The organism is Variovorax sp. Soil_C_19, assembly GCF_057657255.1.
Map to the genome: position 1 here is coordinate 163,842 of NZ_JBDGIV010000004.1, position 17,659 is coordinate 181,500.

Below are 17,659 nucleotides of genomic sequence, written 5' to 3' on the forward strand. Positions count from 1 at the left end.
TCTCCCGCTGGCCCCTACACCTGGATCAACCCCCACCGCAGCGCCACCCACGTCAGCTCCGCCTGGTTGGCGGCGCCGAGCTTCTGCTTGATGCGGTAGAGGTGCGAGCCCACGGTGCTCAGCGACAGGTTCAGCGTGCCCGCGATCTGCGCCACCGTCATGCCGCGCGCGAGCTGGATGAAGACCGAGAACTCGCGCTCGCTCAGCAGGTCGGCCGGATTGGCTTCGCCCTCGATCTGCGCGGTGGCGAGTGCCTGCGCGGTGCTGGCGTCGATGTAGCGCTCGCCGCGCGCCACCGCCCGGACCGCGGCGATCAGCGCGTCGGGCGCGCTGCGCTTGGCGAGATAGCCGAGCGCGCCGGCGCGCAGCACGCGGCGCGGATGGATCGTGTCCTCGTGCGCCGACAGGGCCAGCACGCGCGCCTTCGGGTCGTGCGCCAGCAGGCGCCGCACGGCCTCGAGCCCGCCCATGCCGGGCATCGAGAGGTCCATCACGACGAGGTCGGGCTGCACCTGCGGATAGTCCTGGCAGGCCTGCTCGCCGGTATCGGCCTCGGCCGCCACCTCGATCTGCGCGTCGGCCAGCAGCATGCGAAAGCCCATGCGCACCAGCGCATGGTCGTCCACCAGCATCACGCGGATAAGAGGCTCGGTCGTCGATGTCATGGGTTCTCCGGGGCGGCGCCCGCCAGCGGCAGGCGCACCGTCAGTTGGGCGCCGCGCGGCACGGCGGGTTCGAGGCGCAGCTCGCCGCCGAGGCTGTCGATGCGCTCGGCGAGCCAGCGCAGGCCGTAGTGTCCGCCGCTGGTCTCCTGGGCCGCGTCGGCGGCACCGAGGCCGCGGCCGTCGTCGCTGAGCGTGAGCGTCACGGCGCTTTCGGTGCCTGCGAGTGCGAGCACGATCCGGCGTGCCTCGCCGTGCCGCAGTGCGTTGGTGATGCCTTCCTGCGCGGCGCGGTAGAGCACGAGCGCGGTGTCGGTGCCGAGCGGGGTGCGGCCGAGGTCGAGGCCGAGTTGCCATTCGACCTCCACTCCCGCGTGGCTGTTGCGCGTGCGCTCCACCAGGTCTTCGAGGGCGGCCACCAGGCCGAAGCGGTCGAGCACCAGCGGCGTGAGGCGCGGGATCATGCCGTGCATCGCGGTGTAGAGCCGCGCCGATTCGTCGGCGATGAGCCGTGCCGCCTGCTCGGCCTGCGGATCGAGCGACTGCATGCGCTGCGCGATCGACAGCGCCATGCTGCGCATCGCGGTGACCGACTGGCCGAGTTCGTCGTGCAGCTCGCGCGCGATCAGGCGGCGTTCTTCCTCGATCTTCTGGTCGACCCAGCGGCCCAGTTCGCGGCTTTCGAGCAGGCGGCTCTCGGCGCGCACCGCGCGGCGCTCGGTCTCGATGTGCTGCTGCAGCATGCCGACCATGCGGTTGAAGGCGGCGCCGATCGCCGCGGCCTCGGTGCCGGGCAGGGCGCGCAGTGCCACGTCGAAGCGCCCGCTCTCGAGCTGGTTGAGCGCATCGACGATGTCGGCGAACGGACGCGTCGCGCGCCCCACCACCCAGAACACGGCCGCATTGACCACCGCCAGCAGCCCGAGCGCGCTGAGCAGCAGCAGCACCGCATCGTCCCAGGCGTCGAGCACCGCGCGCGAGGCGTTGGAGCGCACCACCAGCTTGCCGTCGGGAAAGGCGATCGACATCTGCTTGGGCGAAGGCGACACCAGCCTGGCGAACCAGCTTGGCGCATCGCGGCCCGCCTTGTACGGCGAGTCAGGCGAGCTGTAGAGCACGCGCGCCTCGGCGTCGAGCAGCGTGATGTCGTTCGAGCGCACCCGGCCCACGCCCTGCAGAAAGGCCAGCATGGCGGGCGTGCCCTGCGCCGCATAGAGCCATGCGGTGCGGTTCAGCAACTGGGCGGCCACGCGGTTGGCGGCCACCACTTCTTCCTGGATCGACTCGCGCATGCTGCGCAGCTGCAGCGCGAGCATGGCCGCGAGCGAAAGCAGCGCCAGCAGGCTGACGATGAGGTTGATCTTCAGGCGCAGCGTCATGACGCACTCGCGTCGCCGAAGCGTCCGTGCCGTGCATAGCCGTCGAGTGCGGCGACCATCGCCTGCACCATGGCCGGGTGCGCGGGATCGTGACCGGCAGCCGCGTCGACCCACTGCAACCGGCTGTGCGCGATGCGTTCGTGCACCGCCCGTGCGTTTTGCGGCGGGCACACGCGGTCGCCCTGCGAGTGCAGCAACAGCGTGGGCACGTGGGGCAGCGCATGCAGGCGTTCGAGCAGCGGCGGCGCATCGTCGAGCCAGCAGCGGTGCAGCAGAAAATGGCTCTGCACGCGATAGCGGTCCACGAGCGCGTCGAGCACGGTGCGTTCGGGCGCCGGGTCGTCGGACGCGGCCTGCTGTTGATCGCCCGCGAGCGCACGCTCCCAGCGCCACCATGCGAGCGCGAGCCGGCGCGCCGTGTCGGCATCGCCATCGGCCGCGAGTCCGCGCGCCAGGAAGCCCAGCATGTCGCCGCGCTGGTCGGGCGGCGCCTCGGCGGCGAAGCGTTCCCATGGGTCGGGCGCGCGGCGCGCCGTGTCCTGGAAGAAGTTGTCGATGTCGCCGGCGCGCGGCAGGAACACCGCGCGCAGCAGCAGCGCGGCCACGGCCTCGGGCTCGGCCAGTGCATGGGCGAGCGCCAGCGTCGCGCCCCACGAGCCGCCCACCACGAGCCAGCGCGGCACGCCGAGCTGCGCGCGCACGCTGCGCAGGTCGTCGAGCAGGTCGGCCGTCCGGTTGTACGCGGTCGTGCCGCGCGGCCGGCTGCGGCCGGCGCCGCGCTGGTCGATGGTGATCACATGGAAGCGCGAGGGATCGAAGAAGCGCCGCAGCACCGGCGAGCTGCCCGAGCCCGGTCCGCCATGCAGCACCACGGCGCAAAGACCTGCCGGATCGCCGCTTTGCTCGACATGCAGCACATGGCCGTGCGACACCGGGAATGCGTGGGTGCGCCAGGGCGGAGTTTCGTTGTACAGGCCGGTGGGAAACACCGGGGCATGGTACGGGAAACGTCGCGTGCGTGGCTATGCGGACGGCGGTGCGGCCGTGTCCTGCCGGCCCGGCGGCGCGAAGCAGACGGCGGTCCAGCCTGCATCGACCTTGAAGGGCTGCTCGCTCGAATAGATCCGGAACGCGCCGGCTGGCGACACGCCGCCCACGAGCCACCAGTCCTTGCCGGGTTTGCCCATGCGCTCGCTGAACGCGGCCCAGCCGTAGGCCTTGGTGAGGTTCGTCGCCTGGATGGTCCAGCCCTCTTGCAGCCGCGCCTCGAGCGCCGCGTAGGTGGCGCCCTCATGAAAGGCGAGGTAGCCGCGCTGCTGCAGCGACAGCGCACCCGCGGCCTGTCCCTGTCCGCGGCCGACTGCGAGCTGGAAGGTGCGGTGGTGGCCCATCCGATGGCCCTGCGCCTTGCACACCAGCGCGTTATACGAGTCGTTCTCGGTGGCGCAAAGGAGGTAGCTCAGGTGCTGCACCTCGAGCGCCTCTTCGGCCTGCTCCGACAGGAATTCGCCATAGAACACCTCGATGCCGCGCATGCGCGCGAGCTTGAGGGCTTCGTAATGGCGGTCGACCACCAGCACCTCGATCTGCAGGCGCTGCAGCGTCTGCGCCAGCGCGCAGGTCCAGGGCGAGGCGCCGACGATCAGCAGGCCCGAGTCGCCGCGCGCGGCCAGCCCGAGGCGGCGCGCGATGCGCCCGAGGCTCAGGCCATGGCAGAGCACCGTCGCCATCACGATCAGAAAGGTGGTCGGCAGCAGCTTCGCGGCGTCGGCATAGCCGGCCTTGACGAGGGCGGGCCCGAAGATGCCTGCGGTGGCCACGGCCACGATGCCGCGCGGCGCGATCCAGGCCAGCAGCAGGCGGTCCTGCCTGCGCATCGGCGCACCCAGCGTCGAGAGGCCGATCGCGAGCGGGCGCACCACGAACAGCACGGCGAGCACGAAGGCCACCATGCGCCAGTCGATCAGTGCGAGCTGCCCCGGCTCGAGCTGGCTCGGGATCACGATGAACAGCACCGACAGCAGCACCACCGTGAGGTTTTCCTTGAAGTGCTGAAGCGACTCGCGCTCGACCAGTTCCATGTTGCCGATCACCAGGCCCATGACGGTCACGGTCAGCAGTCCCGCCTCGTGCTGCACGAGGTTGCTGGCCCAGTAGGCAGCCAGCACCAGCACCATGAGGATGGGCGCCTTCAGGTGCTCGGGCGCGCCGCCACGGCGGTACAGCCAGCCGATGAGCCAGCCGCCCAGTCCGCCCAGTACCAGGGCCACCGCCACCGCGGCACCGAGCGCCAGCAGCGTGGTCGACAGGCCGCCGCCCGACACCGTGAAGTACTGAAAAGCCAGCACCGCCATCAACACGCCGATCGGGTCGTTGACGATGCCCTCCCACTTGAGCAGCGCGGCCGATTCCTTGTTGAGACGCGCCTGGCGCAGCAGCGGCAGGATCACCGTGGGTCCGGTCACGACCAGGATCGCGGCCAGCACGATCGCCACCGGCCAGCTCAGGCCGCCGATGTAGTGCGCGGCCACGCCGCCGAACAGCCACGCCAGCGGCGGCGCAACGACCGTGAGCCGGCCGATGCCATGGCCCACGCGCTTGAACTCGCTGATCTTCAGGTCCATGCCGCCTTCGAACAGGATGATCGCGACGCCCAGGCCGATCAGTTCGCTCAGTTGCTCGCCTTCGATGCTGGGCCGGACCACGCCGGCGATCGGGCCGAGCACGAGGCCGACGGCGATGAGCACGACGATCGCGGGAAGGCGGATCTGGGCGGCCAGCCACTGGCTCGCGAGGCCGGCGCAGAGGATGGTGAGGAGCAGGGAGGCGGTGTGCACGTTCGGGGATTTCGAATTGTTCAAAGACGCTGCCGCGTGCCGCGCAGCAGGCGCGGAGCCTACAGGGGAAACCCTGGGTTTCCGGGCGCTGCGGCCATGCCGGCGGCGCCGGTATGTGCAATGTGCACGCTTTCATGAAAATCATGAACTGCGAATCATGATTTCACGGCTGGGTCCGGCGCGCTCATCGGTTCACTATGGGACGTGGAACCACGCGATTCCCGCAGCCGCCGTCCGGCGCTGCTGCGCCACTTCAGAAGGAGACACCGCATGAAATGGGAAACACCGACGGCCACCGATTTCCGCTTCGGCTTCGAGATCACGATGTACGTCAACGCTAGGTAAGGACGCCCCCCGAAGCGCCTGCGGCGCCTCCCCCCACTGGGGGGCGCACCCGGTGGCCCGGCGGAGCCGGTTCCACGGGTGCACTGGGTTGGGCCGTGGGGGTTTTTGGGGTGTGCCCTTTTTGTCGACCCGCCCTGTTTTTCAGGGTGGGTTGTTCGGGATTCGATTCCTCCTCTTTTCTTTCTACCGATGCGCATCACCGTCCTGGGTTCGGCCGCGGGTGGCGGCTTTCCGCAGTGGAACTGCAACTGCCCCAATTGCGCGGGTGTGCGTGCGGGCACGGTGCGGGCCAAGGCGCGCACGCAGTCGTCGATCTTCGTACGGCCCGATGGGGGCGCGGACGGGGTGCTGTTCAATGCATCGCCCGACATCCTCGAGCAGATCCGCAGCAGTCCGGTGCTGCAGCCGGCGCGTGCGCTGCGCGACACGGCGATCGCGGGCGTGGTGCTGATCGACGGGCAGGTCGACCATGCGACGGGGCTGTTCATGCTGCGCGAGCGCGGCACGCCGCTGCCGCTGTGGTGCACCGATCCGGTGGCCGAGGACCTGGGCCGGGGCAACCCGGTGCTGAACGTGCTGTCGCACTACTGCGGGGTGGAGCGCCATGCGGTGCCGCTCGACGGCAATGCGTTCGAAGTGCCCGGTGTGCCGGGGCTGTCGTTCCGCGCGATCGCGCTCACGGGAAAGGCCGCGCCGTATTCGCCGCACCGCGATCATCCGGTGGCCGGCGACAACATCGGCGTGACCATCCTCGACCGGCAGAGCGGGCGCAGCCTGTTCTATGCGCCGGGCCTGGGCGCGATCACGCCGCCGGTGTTCGATGCGATGTCGAACGCCGATGCGGTGATGGTGGATGGCACCTTCTGGACCGACGACGAGATGGTCCGCCTCGGCGTCAGCGGCAAGCGCGCGCGCGAGATCGGGCACCTGCCGCAGTCGGGCGAGGGCGGAATGATCGAATGGCTCTCGCGCCTGCCGGCCACCACCGCGCGGCGCATGCTGATCCACATCAACAACACCAATCCGATCCTCGACGAGGACTCGGCCGCGCATGCCGCGCTGCGGCGCGCAGGGATCGAAGCCTGCGAAGACGGCATGCAGATCCAGCTCTGAAACCGGAAGCCCACCTCCATGCACGCCGACAGGATCCAGGACCCGTCCCGCCCGACCACCCACCACGGCGCGGAAAGCGCACCCGCCTGGTCGCGCGAGGACTTCGAGGCCCGGCTGCGCGAGCGCGGCCGCAGCTACCACATCCACCATCCGTTCAACGTGATGCTCAACAGCGGGCGCGCTTCGCCCGAGCAGATCCGCGGCTGGGTGGCGAACCGCTTCTATTACCAGATCGCGATCCCGATCAAGGACGCCGCGGTGCTGTCGAACTGCCCCGACCAGGCGGTGCGGCGCGGCTGGGTGCAGCGCATCCTCGACCACGACGGCTTCGAGCTCGGCGGCATCCGCGATGAAGGCGGCATCGAGGCCTGGCTGCGCCTGGCCGAGGCCGTGGGCCTCTCGCGCGACGAGGTGCGCGACCTGCGGCATGTGGTGCCGGCGGTGCGCTTCGCGGTCGATGCGTATGTCAACTTCGCGCGCCGTGCGCCCTGGCAGGAGGCGGTGTGCTCCTCGCTGACCGAACTCTTCGCGCCCGAGATCCACAAGCAGCGCCTCGCGACCTGGCCCGAGCACTACGCGTGGATCGAACCCGAGGGGCTCGGCTACTTTCGCAACCGCGTGAGCCAGGCGCGCCGCGACGTGGAACAGGGCCTCGCGATCACGCTCGACCACTTCGACACGCGTGCGCTGCAGGAGCGCGCGCTCGAGGTGCTGCAGTTCAAGCTCGACATCCTCTGGGCCATGAACGACGCGATGGCGACGCGCTACGGGGTGGGTGCGCAATGAGCGCCGCGCCGGACATCAAGCAGCTCACGCTCGAGAGCCGGCCGCGCGTGGGTCCGGGCTTTCGCTTGCAATGGGAGCCGGCCCAGGACTGCCACGTGCTGCTCTATCCCGAGGGCATGGTCAAGCTCAATGGCAGCGCCGGCGAGATCATGAAGCGCTGCGACGGCGAGCGCAGCCTCGCGGCCATCGTGGCCGAGCTCGAAGGCGCCTTCGGCACCACCGGCCTCGAGCCGCAGGTGCGCGGATTCGTCGAGATGGCGGCGCAGCAGAACTGGCTGCGCTGGGATGCGTGCCGGGATACGTGCCGGGATACGCCATGACCGCGGGCGCAGGCACCTCGCAGCCGGCCCGGCCCGGCCCGCCGCTCTGGCTGCTGGCCGAGCTGACCTACCGCTGTCCGCTGCACTGCGTGTTCTGCTTCAATCCGGTCGACTTCGCCGCGCGCGCGGACGAACTGTCGACCGACGACTGGCTGCGCGTGCTGCGCCAGGGCCGCGAGCTCGGTGCGGTGCAGTGCGGCCTCTCGGGCGGCGAGCCGCTGCTGCGCGACGACCTGGAGCTCATCGTGGCCGAGGCGCACCGCCTGGGCTACTACACCAACCTGCTGACCTCGGGCGTGGGCCTGACGCCGCAGCGGGCCGCGGCGCTGAAGCAGGCGGGGCTCGACCATGTGCAGCTCTCGTTCCAGGATTCGACCCGCGAGATGAACGATTTCCTCTCGCACACCAAGACCTTCGAACTCAAGAACCGGGTCGCGAAGACCATCAAGGACCAGGGCTGGCCGATGGTGCTCAACGTGGTGATCCACCGCATGAACATCGACCACATCGACCGCATCATCGAGATGGCGCACGAGATGGGCGCCGAATACCTCGAGCTCGCCAACACGCAGTACTACTCGTGGGCTTTTCTCAACCGCGACCAGCTGCTGCCCACGCACGAACAGCTGCGCCATGCCGAGCAGGTGACCGACGCCTGGCGCGCACGGCTCGGCGAGCGCATGCGCATCTTCTTCGTCGCCCCCGACTACCACGAGGGCAAGCCCAAGAAATGCGTCAACGGCTGGGGCAGCATGTTCCTCACCGTGGCGCCCGACGGCACGGCGCTGCCGTGCCACACCGCGTCGATGCTGCCGGGCCTCGAGTTCCCGAACGTCAAGGCGCATGGCCTGCGCGAGATCTGGTTCGATTCGGAAGGCTTCAACCGCTACCGCGGCACCGGCTGGATGAAGGAGCCCTGCGCGAGCTGCGACCAGCGCGGGCAGGACCTTGGCGGCTGCCGCTGCCAGGCCTTCCTGCTGGCGCAGGACCCGGCGGCCGCCGACCCGGTGTGCGCCAAGAGTCCCGAGCACCACCGCGTGGCGGAGGCCGTGGAACGCGCGGCGGCGCGCGACCCGGCCGCGCCGGTCGAGCATCCGCTGGTGTTCCGCGACCCGACCAACTCGCGCCGACTGTCACGGCACGTGTGATCGGCGGTTCAGAGAGCGTGTGTGGCGAAGGCGCTCAGCGCGACGCGGCATGCCGCGCCTCGTCGTCCATGGGCTGGTAGCAAGTGTCATCAAATGGAACCTATCTCGCTACCGTCGCGACTTTGCGACAAAACATGGGTAAAGGTAACGAGGTGTATGGTTAAATTGCCCCCAACAATCGCGAAGAGGACGAGGGATTCCATGAAGCTGCTGTTGAGCATGGTGTGCGCCGTGGTCGCGTTGGCAGGGTGCGCCAGCGCGCCGCCGACGCCCACCGAACCCGGCACCGGGTCCGGCCTGTCGTATGTGCCCAAGGTGGCGATGGAAGGCGTCGACGGCGCCCGCTATGACAGCGACGTGGCCGACTGCCGCGGCGCCGCGACGCGGATCGCGGCACGCAGCGAATCGGGCGACGCCATGTGGCTCGCGCTGGGCCTGGGCCTGATCACGGTGCATGGCCAGGGCATCGTGGCCGCGGCCTCGTACACGGGCATCTCGGCCGCGGTGATCGACATGTCGTACCGCCCGAACGCTGCGGTGATCGCCGAGCACCAGCAGACGGCGATCGTGCACTGCATGGCCAAGCGCGGTTACCGCAACCTCGATCCGCACGTGCGCGACTCCTTCTACGGCCATGCCTTCACGCCTGAACTGGTGCTCGCCCCGCGCCGCACGGGCGTCGACACCTACAACGCTGAAGTGGTCGCGAAGGCCGGGCGCTGCAGCGTCCAGCCGCGCGCCGAGCTGACGGCCAAGGGCCCCGGCTACGAGGCCTACAGCGTGCCGTGCTCGAACGGCGCCACCTGGGCGGTGCGCTGCGAATTCGGCAACTGCCGCGTGCTCGGGCAGTCGCCGGTGCGGCGCTCCTGAGCCTGCGGCCCGGCATTCCGCTCACTGGATGACCAGGCCCTGCAGCGCGGGGTCGGCGGGCGGCGTTTCGAGCTTCATCTGCCGCAGTGTCTTCATCAGGAGCCGGGCGATCATCAGGTTGCGGTGCCGCTTGCTGTTGGCGGGCACCACGTACCAGGGCGCATGAGCCGTTGAAGTGGCGCGCAGTGCGCGTTCGTAGGCCTGCTGGTAGGCGTCCCACTTGGTGCGCACGTCGAGGTCGCCCATGCTGAACTTCCATTGCTTGCCGGGCGTGTCGATGCGCGCCTGCAGCCGCTCGCGCTGCTCGTCCTTGCCGATGTGCAGCATGCACTTGACGACCACGGTGCCGGTTTCGACGAGCAGGCGCTCGAAGTCGTTGATCTGGGCATAGCGCCGGCGGGCCTCGGCCTTGTCGATCCAGCCCTCGACCACGGGCACGAGCACGTCTTCGTAGTGGCTGCGGTTCCAGACCGCGATCTCGCCGTTGCGCGGCACCACCGCATGGCAGCGCCAAAGGTAGTCGCGTGCGCGCTCGTCCTCGCTGGGCGCCTTGAAGGCGCAGACGCGCACGCCGAGCGGCGAGGTGCGCGAGAACACCCAGCGCACGGTGCCGTCCTTGCCGCTGGTGTCCATGCCCTGCAGCACCAGCAGCAGCTTGCGGCGGCCTTCGGCATGCAGCAGGTTCTGCATCTCGTCGAGCTCGACGGCCAACGCGTCGATCTCCGCGCGCTGGGCCGCCTCGTCGCCTTCGAGGAACGGCGCGTCGCCGGGGTCTACGCTCGAAAGTCGGAAGTTGCCGTCGTCGACGCGGAATTTCTTCAGGCTGGGCATGGGGCCGGCTCCGTGTGGGAAAAGGAAAGGAGCGTAAGCGATCGGGTGGTCGGCCGGCCGCCGGCCGCGCGGGCACCCGTTCAGCGCCCGCCGTCGTCCGGGTCGATCGAGGCGCTCCAGCGGCTGTCCCACTCGGCATGCCGAGCGGCGCCGTCGAGATCGCGCCGGTCGCGCTTGGTCGGCCGGCCCTGCGCAATGGCCAGCGCCGGTTCGCTGCCCATGCGGCGCTGCTCGCGCATCTGCGCCAGGGCGGCGATGCTTTCCGGGGTTTCTTCGTACAACTGCTGAGCGACCGGGGCCGGCCCGCGCTGGCCGCTCAGCCCGCGCACCACCACGCTGCGCGTGAGCGGCCCCATGCGCAGGGCCACGGTGTCGCCCACCTTGACCTCGCGCGAGGCCTTGGCGACGTCGCCGTTCACCTGCACCCGGTTCTTGCCGATTTCGTCCGCGGCCAGCGAGCGCGTCTTGAAGAAGCGGGCGGCCCAGAGCCATTTGTCGATGCGCAGGCGATCCATAGCGTCAGGAATTGTGGGGGTGCAAAGGCAGGCGCACGACAGCGTCCAGCCCGACCCCTTGTGCGGCATTGTCCTGCGGGCGGCGGTTGTCCAGGTCGATGCGCCCGCCGAGCGCCAGCACGATCTCGCGGCAGATCGCGAGGCCGAGGCCCGAGCCGGTGGCGCTGTCGCCGGTGGAGAAGGGCGCGAACAGCCGCTGGCGCAGTTCGGGTGAAATGCCCGGTCCTTCGTCGCGCACGGCCAGCACCGCCTCGGCGCCCTCCGCACGCACGCTGACCGACAGCGCACCGCCGGGCGGGCTCTGCTTGATGGCGTTGTGCAGCAGGTTGCGCGTGAGCTCCTGCAGCATCCAGCGGTGCGCGCGCACCACGACCGGCCGCGCATCGATCGCCAGCTCGAAGTCGAGCGTCTTGTCCGCGATCAGCGGCGAGAGGTCGAGCGCGATCTGCCGCGCCACCTCGCCGAGCTCGAGCGGCACCGATTCGGGCTGCTGGCGCAACTGCTCGACCTTGGCGAGCGACAGCATCTGGTTGGCGAGCGTGGTGGCGCGCTCGACGGTCTGGCTGATCTCGCCGAGAGCCTGCTCGGGCGGCACGTCGCCGCGGCGCGCGGACTGCACCTGGGCCTTGAGCACCGCGAGCGGCGTGCGAAGCTGGTGGGCGCTGTCGCGCACGAAGCGCTTCTGGTGATCGAGCAGGCGCTGCAGCCGTCCCATCACCTCGGTGGTGGCGTCGATGAGCGGGCGCAGCTCGCGTGGCGCATCGGGCGCGTCGATCGGTGAGAGGTCGTCGGCGGCGCGCTTCTCGATGGCCTCGCCGAGCTGCCGCACGGGCCGCGTGGCGCGCTGCACCACGAGCACCGTCACGAAGGCGATCACGCCCAGCAGCAGCAACTGGCGCCAGAGCATGTCGACGAGCAGCTTGCGCACCAGTGTCTCGCGCAGCTCCAGGGTCTCGGCCACCTGCACCACGGCCATGCCGCGTCCGCGTGCGCTCGCCACGGGCTGCAGCAGCACTGCCACGCGCACCGGCTGGTCGCGAAAGCGCGCGTCGTAGAAGTCGACCAGCGCCGCATAGGCGCCGCGGTCGGGAATGCGGCCGCGCCAGAACGGCAGCTCGGCGAAGCCGGAGACCATCTCTCCGTCGAGCGCCGAGACGCGGTAGAAGAGCCGGCTCTGGTTGTCGGCCTCGAAGGCCTCGAGCGCCGAGTAGGGCACGATCGCGCGCAACCGCGCGCCCTCGTCGTAGCCCTCGACGTCGAGCTGCTCGCCGATGGTCTTGGCCGATGCGAGCAGCGTGCGGTCGTAGGCCGTGGTGGCCGCCGCCAGGCTCTGGCGATACAGGCTCACGCTGTTGATCACGATGAACAGCGCCACCGGCGCGAGGATGCCGAAGAGCAGCCGCGCGCGCAGCGACAGCGCCTTCTTCATGCCGTGGTTTCCGCCCGCAGCAGGTAGCCGAGCCCGCGCAACGTCATCAGCGCGGTGCCGGTGCCCGCGAGCTTCTTGCGCAGCCGATACACCACCACTTCGATCGCCTCGTAGTGCACGTCGGCCTCGCCGGGGAACACGAGTTCGAAGAGCCGCTCCTTGGTGACGGCATGGCCGGGTTTCATCATCAGCGCCTTGAGCAGCGACAGCTCGCGCGGCGTGAGCTCGAGCACGTCGCCGCGGTGGTAGATGGCGCCGCTATCGGGCTCGTAGCGCAGGCCGCCGACCTCCTGCGGATTCAGGGCCGGGTCGGGGTCGGCGTTCTGATGGCGCCGGCGCAGCGCACGGATGCGCGCCTCCAACTCGTCGAGGTCGAAGGGCTTGGGCAGGTAGTCGTCGGCGCCTGCATTCAGGCCGAGGATGCGATCGCCGACGGTGCCGCGCGCGGTGAGCAGCAGCACGGGTGTGCGCAGCCCGCTTGCGCGCGCCTGGGCCAGCACCTGGAGGCCGTCGAGGTTGGGCAGGCTCAGGTCGAGCGCCACCACGTCGGGCTCGAGCGCGCGCCACTGTTCGAGCGCCAGCGCGCCGTCGCCGCAGATGCGCACGTCGATCCGGCTGCGCGCAAGGGCACGTTGCAGCGTGACCTGCATCGAGGGATCGTCTTCGATCAGCAACAGCTTCATGGGGGAGCGGGGCGCGCAGGCGGTTCGGTGTTTTCCCCAGTTTGTTGGACAGCCAACTGACAGCGGGGCGGCGCATGATAGCGGCTCGGACCCGAGCCAGGGTTTCTTTCGTTCCCAGGAGACAACAACGATGCGTCGCGATACCTTTCTGAAGTCATTGGCCGCGCTGGCCGCCGTCGGTGCACTGCCGCTGTCGGCACGCGCCGCCGCCAACGTCAAGATGATGATTCCGGCCAACCCGGGCGGTGGCTGGGACACCACCGGCCGCGCGCTGGGCAAGGCCCTGACCGACGCCAAGCTGGCCGACACCGTCACCTACGACAACAAGGGCGGCGCCGCGGGCGCGCTGGGCCTGGCCCAGTTCGTGAACGGCTCCAAGGGCGATCCGAACGCGCTCATGGTCATGGGCTCGGTGATGCTCGGCGGCATCATCACCGGCAAGCCGCCGGTGAACCTTTCGCAGGCCACGCCCATCGCCCGCATGACCACCGAATACAACGTGTTCGTGCTGCCCGCCAACTCGCCCTTCAAGACCATGAAGGACGTGGTCGACCAGCTCAAGAAGGACCCCGGCAGCGTCAAGTGGGGCGGCGGTTCGCGCGGCTCTACCGAGCACATCGCCGCAGCCATGATCGCGCAGAAGGTCGGCGCCGATCCCTCCAAGATCAACTACGTGGCCTTCCGCGGCGGCGGCGAGGCCACCGCGGCCATCCTGGGCGGCAACGTCACGATCGGCGGCAGCGGCTACAGCGAATTTGCCGAGTACATCGCCGCGGGCAAGATGAAGGCGATCGCCGTCACCTCCGCCGAGCGCCTGCCGGGCATCAACGTGCCCACGCTCAAGGAGCAGGGCATCGACGTGGAAATCGGCAACTGGCGCGGCGTGTACGGCGCGCCCGGCATCAGCGCCGAGCAGCGCAAGGCACTGACCGACATGGTGCTGGCCGTGCTCAAGAGCCCGTCGTGGAACGAGGCACTCAAGAAGAACGACTGGACCCCGGCCGTGATCTCGGGCGAGGCTTTCGCCAAGTTCGTCGACGACGACTTCGCGAGCCTGCGCGCGATCATGACCAAGTCGGGAATGATCTAGCCTCGGCTCGCCCCCCGGCTACGCGCACTTCGTGTCGCTTCTCCCTCCCCCTACCGGGGGCAACACCAGCGGCCCGGCAAAGCCGGTTCCGCGGTGTTTCTGGAAGGGGGCAGGAGGCGACCTGCCCTTTCCTGACTGCGGGAGCAAGAAAAAATGACAACTCGGGATTCCTCGCCGCAGCCCGCGGCCCCCTGGCCGCAAACTGTGGTCGGTATCGGCGTGCTGCTGACCGGCCTGGCGCTGGGTTTCGGCGCCATCGGCATTTCTTCCGAAGCCGGATACGGCGGCGTCGGCCCCAACTTCCTGCCCTGGCTGGTGTCGGTCGCGCTCACGCTCTGCGGTGCGTGGATCCTCTGGGAAGCGCGCACCGGCGGCTTCCGCGAACTCGATGCGCCCTCGGGCGCCGAACATGCCTACTGGCCCGGCTTCGTGTGGGTGTCGGCAGGGCTGCTGCTGAATGCGGCGCTGATCACCACGCTCGGCTTCATCGTGAGCTGCACCTTGTGCTACCTGCTGGCCGTGCAGGGCCTGCGCCGTGCGGGCGGCCAGCCGGCGGCGAACCGGCCGCGCACCTGGGCGGTCGACGTCCTGACCGGCCTTCTGATCTCGGCGCCGGTGTTCTGGACGTTCACCAAGTTCCTGGCGATCAACCTGCCGGGCCTGACGGCCACCGGGTGGCTCTGACATGGAAATCTTCGACGCACTCATGGCGGGCTTCGGCGCCGCAATCACCCCCGCCAACCTCCTCTGGTGCCTCGTGGGCTGCGCCCTGGGCACCGCCGTGGGCGTGCTGCCGGGCATCGGCCCCGCGGTGGCCGTGGCGATGCTGCTGCCGATCACCGGCAAGGTCGACATCACGGCCTCGATGATCTTCTTCTCGGGCATCTACTACGGCGCGATGTACGGCGGCTCGACCACGTCGATCCTGCTCAACACGCCCGGCGAGACCGCGAGCATGGTCACCGCGATGGAAGGCAACAAGATGGCCAAGAGCGGGCGCGCGGGCGCCGCGCTCGCCACCGCCGCCATCGGTTCGTTCGTGGCGGGCACCATCGCCACCGTGCTCGTCACGCTGTTCGCGCCCTTCGTGGCCGAGTTCGCGGTCAAGCTGGGTCCGCCCGAGTACTTCCTGCTGATGATGCTGGCCTTCACCACCGTGAGCGCGGTGCTCGGCAAGAGCACGCTGCGCGGCATGACGGCGCTGTTCGTCGGCTTGGCGGCCGGCTGCATCGGGCTCGACCAGATCTCGGGCCAGGGCCGCTATATCGGCGGCATTCCCGAACTGCTCGACGGCATCGAGATCGTGCTGGTGGCGGTCGGCCTGTTCGCTGTGGCCGAGGTGCTGTACGCGGTGCTTTATGAAGGCCGCGTGGTCGAAGGCCAGAACAAGCTCAGCCGCGTGCACATGACCGCGCGCGACTGGAAGCGCTCGATCCCCGCATGGCTGCGCGGCACGGCCATCGGTGCGCCTTTCGGCTGCATCCCGGCCGGGGGCACCGAGATTCCGACCTTCCTGAGCTACGCCACGGAAAAGAAGCTCGCAAAGGACGCGGAGGCCAAGGCCGAGTTCGGCACCAAGGGCGCGATCGAAGGCGTGGCCGGCCCCGAAGCCGCGAACAACGCCACCGTGACGGCTGCGCTGATCCCGCTGCTCACGCTCGGCATTCCCACGTCGAACACCACCGCCATTTTGCTCGGCGCGTTCCAGAACTACGGCATCCAGCCCGGCCCGCAGCTGTTCACCACCTCGGCCGCGCTGGTGTGGGCGCTGATCGCCTCGCTCTACATCGGCAACGTGATGCTGCTGGTGCTGAACCTGCCGATGGTCGGGCTCTGGGTGAAGCTGCTCAAGATCCCGAAGCCGCAGCTCTATGCGGGCATCCTGATCTTCGCCACGGTCGGCGCCTACGGCATGCGCCAGAGCGCGTTCGACCTGTTCCTGCTGTACGGCATCGGCCTGCTGGGCGTGGTGATGCGGCGTTTCGACTTTCCGACCGCGCCGGTCGTGGTGGGCATGATCCTCGGGCCGCTCGCCGAGGCGCAGATGCGCAATGCGCTGTCGATCGGGGAGGGGAGCGCTGCGGTGTTCCTCCAGCGGCCGATGTCCATCGCGCTGGTGGTCATCATCGTGGCGGTGCTGGTGTTGCCGCGGGTGGCCAAGCGGATGAGTGATCGGAAGAAGCTCGCGCTTGGTTGATTTTTTTGGGGTTGTTTACTTTTCGGGGCCGGGTCTCGCCCCGGCGGGCGACCCACTTTCTTTTGCTTCGCCAAAAGAAAGTAAGCAAAGAAAAGGCGACCCTGCTGTCTGTGTCCCTCCGCTTCGCTACGGGCAACCTGCGGTGCTCGGCTGCGGCGGGGGTCCGCAGAACTCGCTTCGCTCAAACAGCTGCGGCCCTGATCCCGCCTCCGCCTGCGCTCCTCGGCACAGCCAGAAGGGGGTGGGAGCCCCGCGGGCCATCGCTTCGCTCGGCTGTATTGCTCCCTCTCCCTCCGGGAGAGGGCGGGGGTGAGGGCTGCGGCGGTGGATATGGCGCGCTTCTCCCAAGGCCGTCGGCCCTCACCCTGACCCTCTCCCGGAGGGAGAGGGAAAAAGAGGGCCGAGCGCAGCGATGGCCTGCATGGTTCCCAAATCCCCTCTGGCTGCGCCGAGGAGCGGAGTGTTTCGCGGATCAGGGCTCGCAGCTGTTTGAGCGAAGCGAGTTCTGCGAGACCCCGCGAAACGCGAGCACCGCAGGTTGCCCCGTAGCGCAGCGAAGGGGTCGCAGACAGTAGCTCGCCCGCCGGGGCGAGACCCGGCCTCCGCCCTTGAAAAGAAGCCAGAGCTCAGCGCAGCATCGACGACATCGCCGAACAGCAGTTCAGCATCCGCACCGCCGCTTCGACCGAGGCTGCCGTGAAGCGCAGCGTCACCCCGTCAAGGCGCTCGAACGCCGGCCACTGGCAGAACAGATCCGCAAGCGCCGGCGACTGGGCCCGCAGCGTGACGACCTGCGGACCCGCGAACACCAGCGGCCGCACCGCTTCGCGCGAAGCCGCTTCGAGCGCCTGCTTCACCCCCGCGCGGATCGCGAGCCGCGCGCGCTCGGGCGAGAGCGACACGCCGCTGGTGTTGCCCGTCGCCTTCTTGGTCTCGACGAACACCGCCTGCGGGAACAGCGTGCGGTTCTCGTCGATGAACACGTCGTCGCCGCTCGCCATCACCACCGGCACGCCGTATTCGCCGGCCAGCGCGCCATAGAGCCCGGCCTCGCCGAGTTCCTGCTCGCCGAGCGACACGCTGGCGAAGGCGAAGCTGTTGATCGTGTGCGCGAGGATGCCGCGCCCCTGCGCCCGCGAGTGATAGCCCACCATGCAGAGCGCGTCCACGCCGCCGTGCTCCACGCCCGCCACCATGCTCAGGTAGCGCGGCTTGCCCTGCACCACCTGGGCGCGGGCGTCGAGCAAGTCGGGCGGCATGTTGCGGAAGCCGCCGTGCGAATCGTTCACCAGCACCTCGGTCGCGCCCGCATCGAAGGCGCCGGAGATGGCGGCGTTGGCCTCCTGCGCCATCAGCAGGCGTGCGCGCTCGAACTCGGGGTTGCCCGGCCGAACCTGCTCCGGGTGGTAGACGCCGGCGACGCCTTCGATGTCGGTGGAGATCAGGACTTTCAT

General features: G+C 69.4%; 18 protein-coding genes. 9 read left to right on the forward strand and 9 right to left on the reverse strand.

Going from position 1 to position 17,659, the window contains the following annotated elements; translation table 11 throughout:
* Positions 1–14 precede the first annotated feature (14 nt).
* Genes AC3A6R_RS10515 through AC3A6R_RS10530 form a run of 4 tightly spaced genes read right to left on the reverse strand, consistent with a single transcriptional unit; the run spans position 15 to position 4,878 of the window.
* Complete coding sequence (locus tag AC3A6R_RS10515) at positions 15–665, reverse strand: response regulator (RefSeq protein ID WP_487863173.1); 651 nt, start codon at positions 663–665, stop codon at positions 15–17.
* Positions 662–2,041, reverse strand: a complete 1,380-nt coding sequence (locus tag AC3A6R_RS10520) for a histidine kinase (protein WP_487863174.1) — start codon at positions 2,039–2,041, stop codon at positions 662–664. Before AC3A6R_RS10520 ends, AC3A6R_RS10515 begins: the two co-directional genes overlap by 4 nt.
* On the reverse strand, positions 2,038–3,030 hold the full coding sequence (locus tag AC3A6R_RS10525; protein ID WP_487863175.1) for an alpha/beta fold hydrolase: 993 nt from the start codon (positions 3,028–3,030) through the stop codon (positions 2,038–2,040). Before AC3A6R_RS10525 ends, AC3A6R_RS10520 begins: the two co-directional genes overlap by 4 nt.
* Before the next feature lie 33 nt (positions 3,031–3,063).
* A complete protein-coding gene (locus AC3A6R_RS10530; RefSeq protein WP_487863176.1) occupies positions 3,064–4,878 on the reverse strand; it encodes a cation:proton antiporter in 1,815 nt (604 codons plus the stop codon).
* Between the two features lie 270 nt (positions 4,879–5,148).
* On the opposite strand from AC3A6R_RS10530, the gene pqqA reads away from it, so the two are divergent.
* From pqqA to AC3A6R_RS10560, 6 genes are all read left to right on the forward strand, one after another.
* On the forward strand, positions 5,149–5,223 hold the full coding sequence (pqqA, locus tag AC3A6R_RS10535) for a pyrroloquinoline quinone precursor peptide PqqA (protein WP_487863189.1): 75 nt from the start codon (positions 5,149–5,151) through the stop codon (positions 5,221–5,223).
* A gap of 189 nt (positions 5,224–5,412) precedes the next feature.
* Complete coding sequence (gene pqqB, locus AC3A6R_RS10540) at positions 5,413–6,336, forward strand: pyrroloquinoline quinone biosynthesis protein PqqB (protein WP_487863177.1); 924 nt, start codon at positions 5,413–5,415, stop codon at positions 6,334–6,336.
* Between the two features lie 18 nt (positions 6,337–6,354).
* Positions 6,355–7,122, forward strand: coding sequence for a pyrroloquinoline-quinone synthase PqqC (pqqC, locus tag AC3A6R_RS10545; RefSeq protein WP_487863178.1), 768 nt, complete (start codon positions 6,355–6,357; stop codon positions 7,120–7,122).
* Entirely contained in the window at positions 7,119–7,442 is a 324-nt protein-coding gene (gene pqqD, locus AC3A6R_RS10550) for a pyrroloquinoline quinone biosynthesis peptide chaperone PqqD (protein ID WP_487863179.1), read from the forward strand. The genes pqqC and pqqD overlap by 4 nt, the downstream gene beginning before the upstream one ends.
* On the forward strand, positions 7,439–8,590 hold the full coding sequence (gene pqqE, locus AC3A6R_RS10555; RefSeq protein WP_487863180.1) for a pyrroloquinoline quinone biosynthesis protein PqqE: 1,152 nt from the start codon (positions 7,439–7,441) through the stop codon (positions 8,588–8,590). Before pqqD ends, pqqE begins: the two co-directional genes overlap by 4 nt.
* Positions 8,591–8,791: 201 nt before the next feature.
* On the forward strand, positions 8,792–9,460 hold the full coding sequence (locus tag AC3A6R_RS10560; protein WP_487863181.1) for a hypothetical protein: 669 nt from the start codon (positions 8,792–8,794) through the stop codon (positions 9,458–9,460).
* Between the two features lie 21 nt (positions 9,461–9,481).
* On the opposite strand, the gene AC3A6R_RS10565 is transcribed toward AC3A6R_RS10560, so the two are convergent.
* From AC3A6R_RS10565 to AC3A6R_RS10580, 4 genes are all read right to left on the reverse strand, one after another.
* Positions 9,482–10,291 (reverse strand): PPK2 family polyphosphate kinase, encoded by an 810-nt coding sequence (locus AC3A6R_RS10565; protein ID WP_487863182.1) that lies wholly within the window; start codon positions 10,289–10,291, stop codon positions 9,482–9,484.
* 80 nt (positions 10,292–10,371) lie between these two features.
* Positions 10,372–10,806 carry an RNA-binding S4 domain-containing protein gene (locus tag AC3A6R_RS10570; RefSeq protein WP_487863183.1) on the reverse strand — a complete coding sequence of 145 codons (435 nt, stop codon included), beginning with the start codon at positions 10,804–10,806 and terminating at the stop codon, positions 10,372–10,374.
* 4 nt (positions 10,807–10,810) lie between these two features.
* Positions 10,811–12,235 carry a sensor histidine kinase gene (locus AC3A6R_RS10575; RefSeq protein WP_487863184.1) on the reverse strand — a complete coding sequence of 475 codons (1,425 nt, stop codon included), beginning with the start codon at positions 12,233–12,235 and terminating at the stop codon, positions 10,811–10,813.
* Positions 12,232–12,918, reverse strand: a complete 687-nt coding sequence (locus tag AC3A6R_RS10580; RefSeq protein ID WP_487863185.1) for a response regulator — start codon at positions 12,916–12,918, stop codon at positions 12,232–12,234. Before AC3A6R_RS10580 ends, AC3A6R_RS10575 begins: the two co-directional genes overlap by 4 nt.
* A gap of 130 nt (positions 12,919–13,048) precedes the next feature.
* Between AC3A6R_RS10580 and AC3A6R_RS10585 the strand changes: the two genes are divergently transcribed.
* The 3 genes from AC3A6R_RS10585 to AC3A6R_RS10595 all read left to right on the forward strand — a co-directional run bounded on the left by AC3A6R_RS10585 (position 13,049) and on the right by AC3A6R_RS10595 (position 16,205).
* Positions 13,049–14,008, forward strand: coding sequence for a Bug family tripartite tricarboxylate transporter substrate binding protein (locus AC3A6R_RS10585; protein WP_487863186.1), 960 nt, complete (start codon positions 13,049–13,051; stop codon positions 14,006–14,008).
* A 153-nt stretch (positions 14,009–14,161) separates the two neighbouring features.
* Positions 14,162–14,692 (forward strand): tripartite tricarboxylate transporter TctB family protein, encoded by a 531-nt coding sequence (locus tag AC3A6R_RS10590; protein ID WP_487863187.1) that lies wholly within the window; start codon positions 14,162–14,164, stop codon positions 14,690–14,692.
* A 1-nt stretch (position 14,693) separates the two neighbouring features.
* Positions 14,694–16,205, forward strand: coding sequence for a tripartite tricarboxylate transporter permease (locus tag AC3A6R_RS10595; protein ID WP_487863188.1), 1,512 nt, complete (start codon positions 14,694–14,696; stop codon positions 16,203–16,205).
* Between the two features lie 626 nt (positions 16,206–16,831).
* Here AC3A6R_RS10595 and AC3A6R_RS10600 read toward each other — a convergent pair.
* A complete protein-coding gene (locus tag AC3A6R_RS10600; protein ID WP_487862556.1) occupies positions 16,832–17,659 on the reverse strand; it encodes a M55 family metallopeptidase in 828 nt (275 codons plus the stop codon).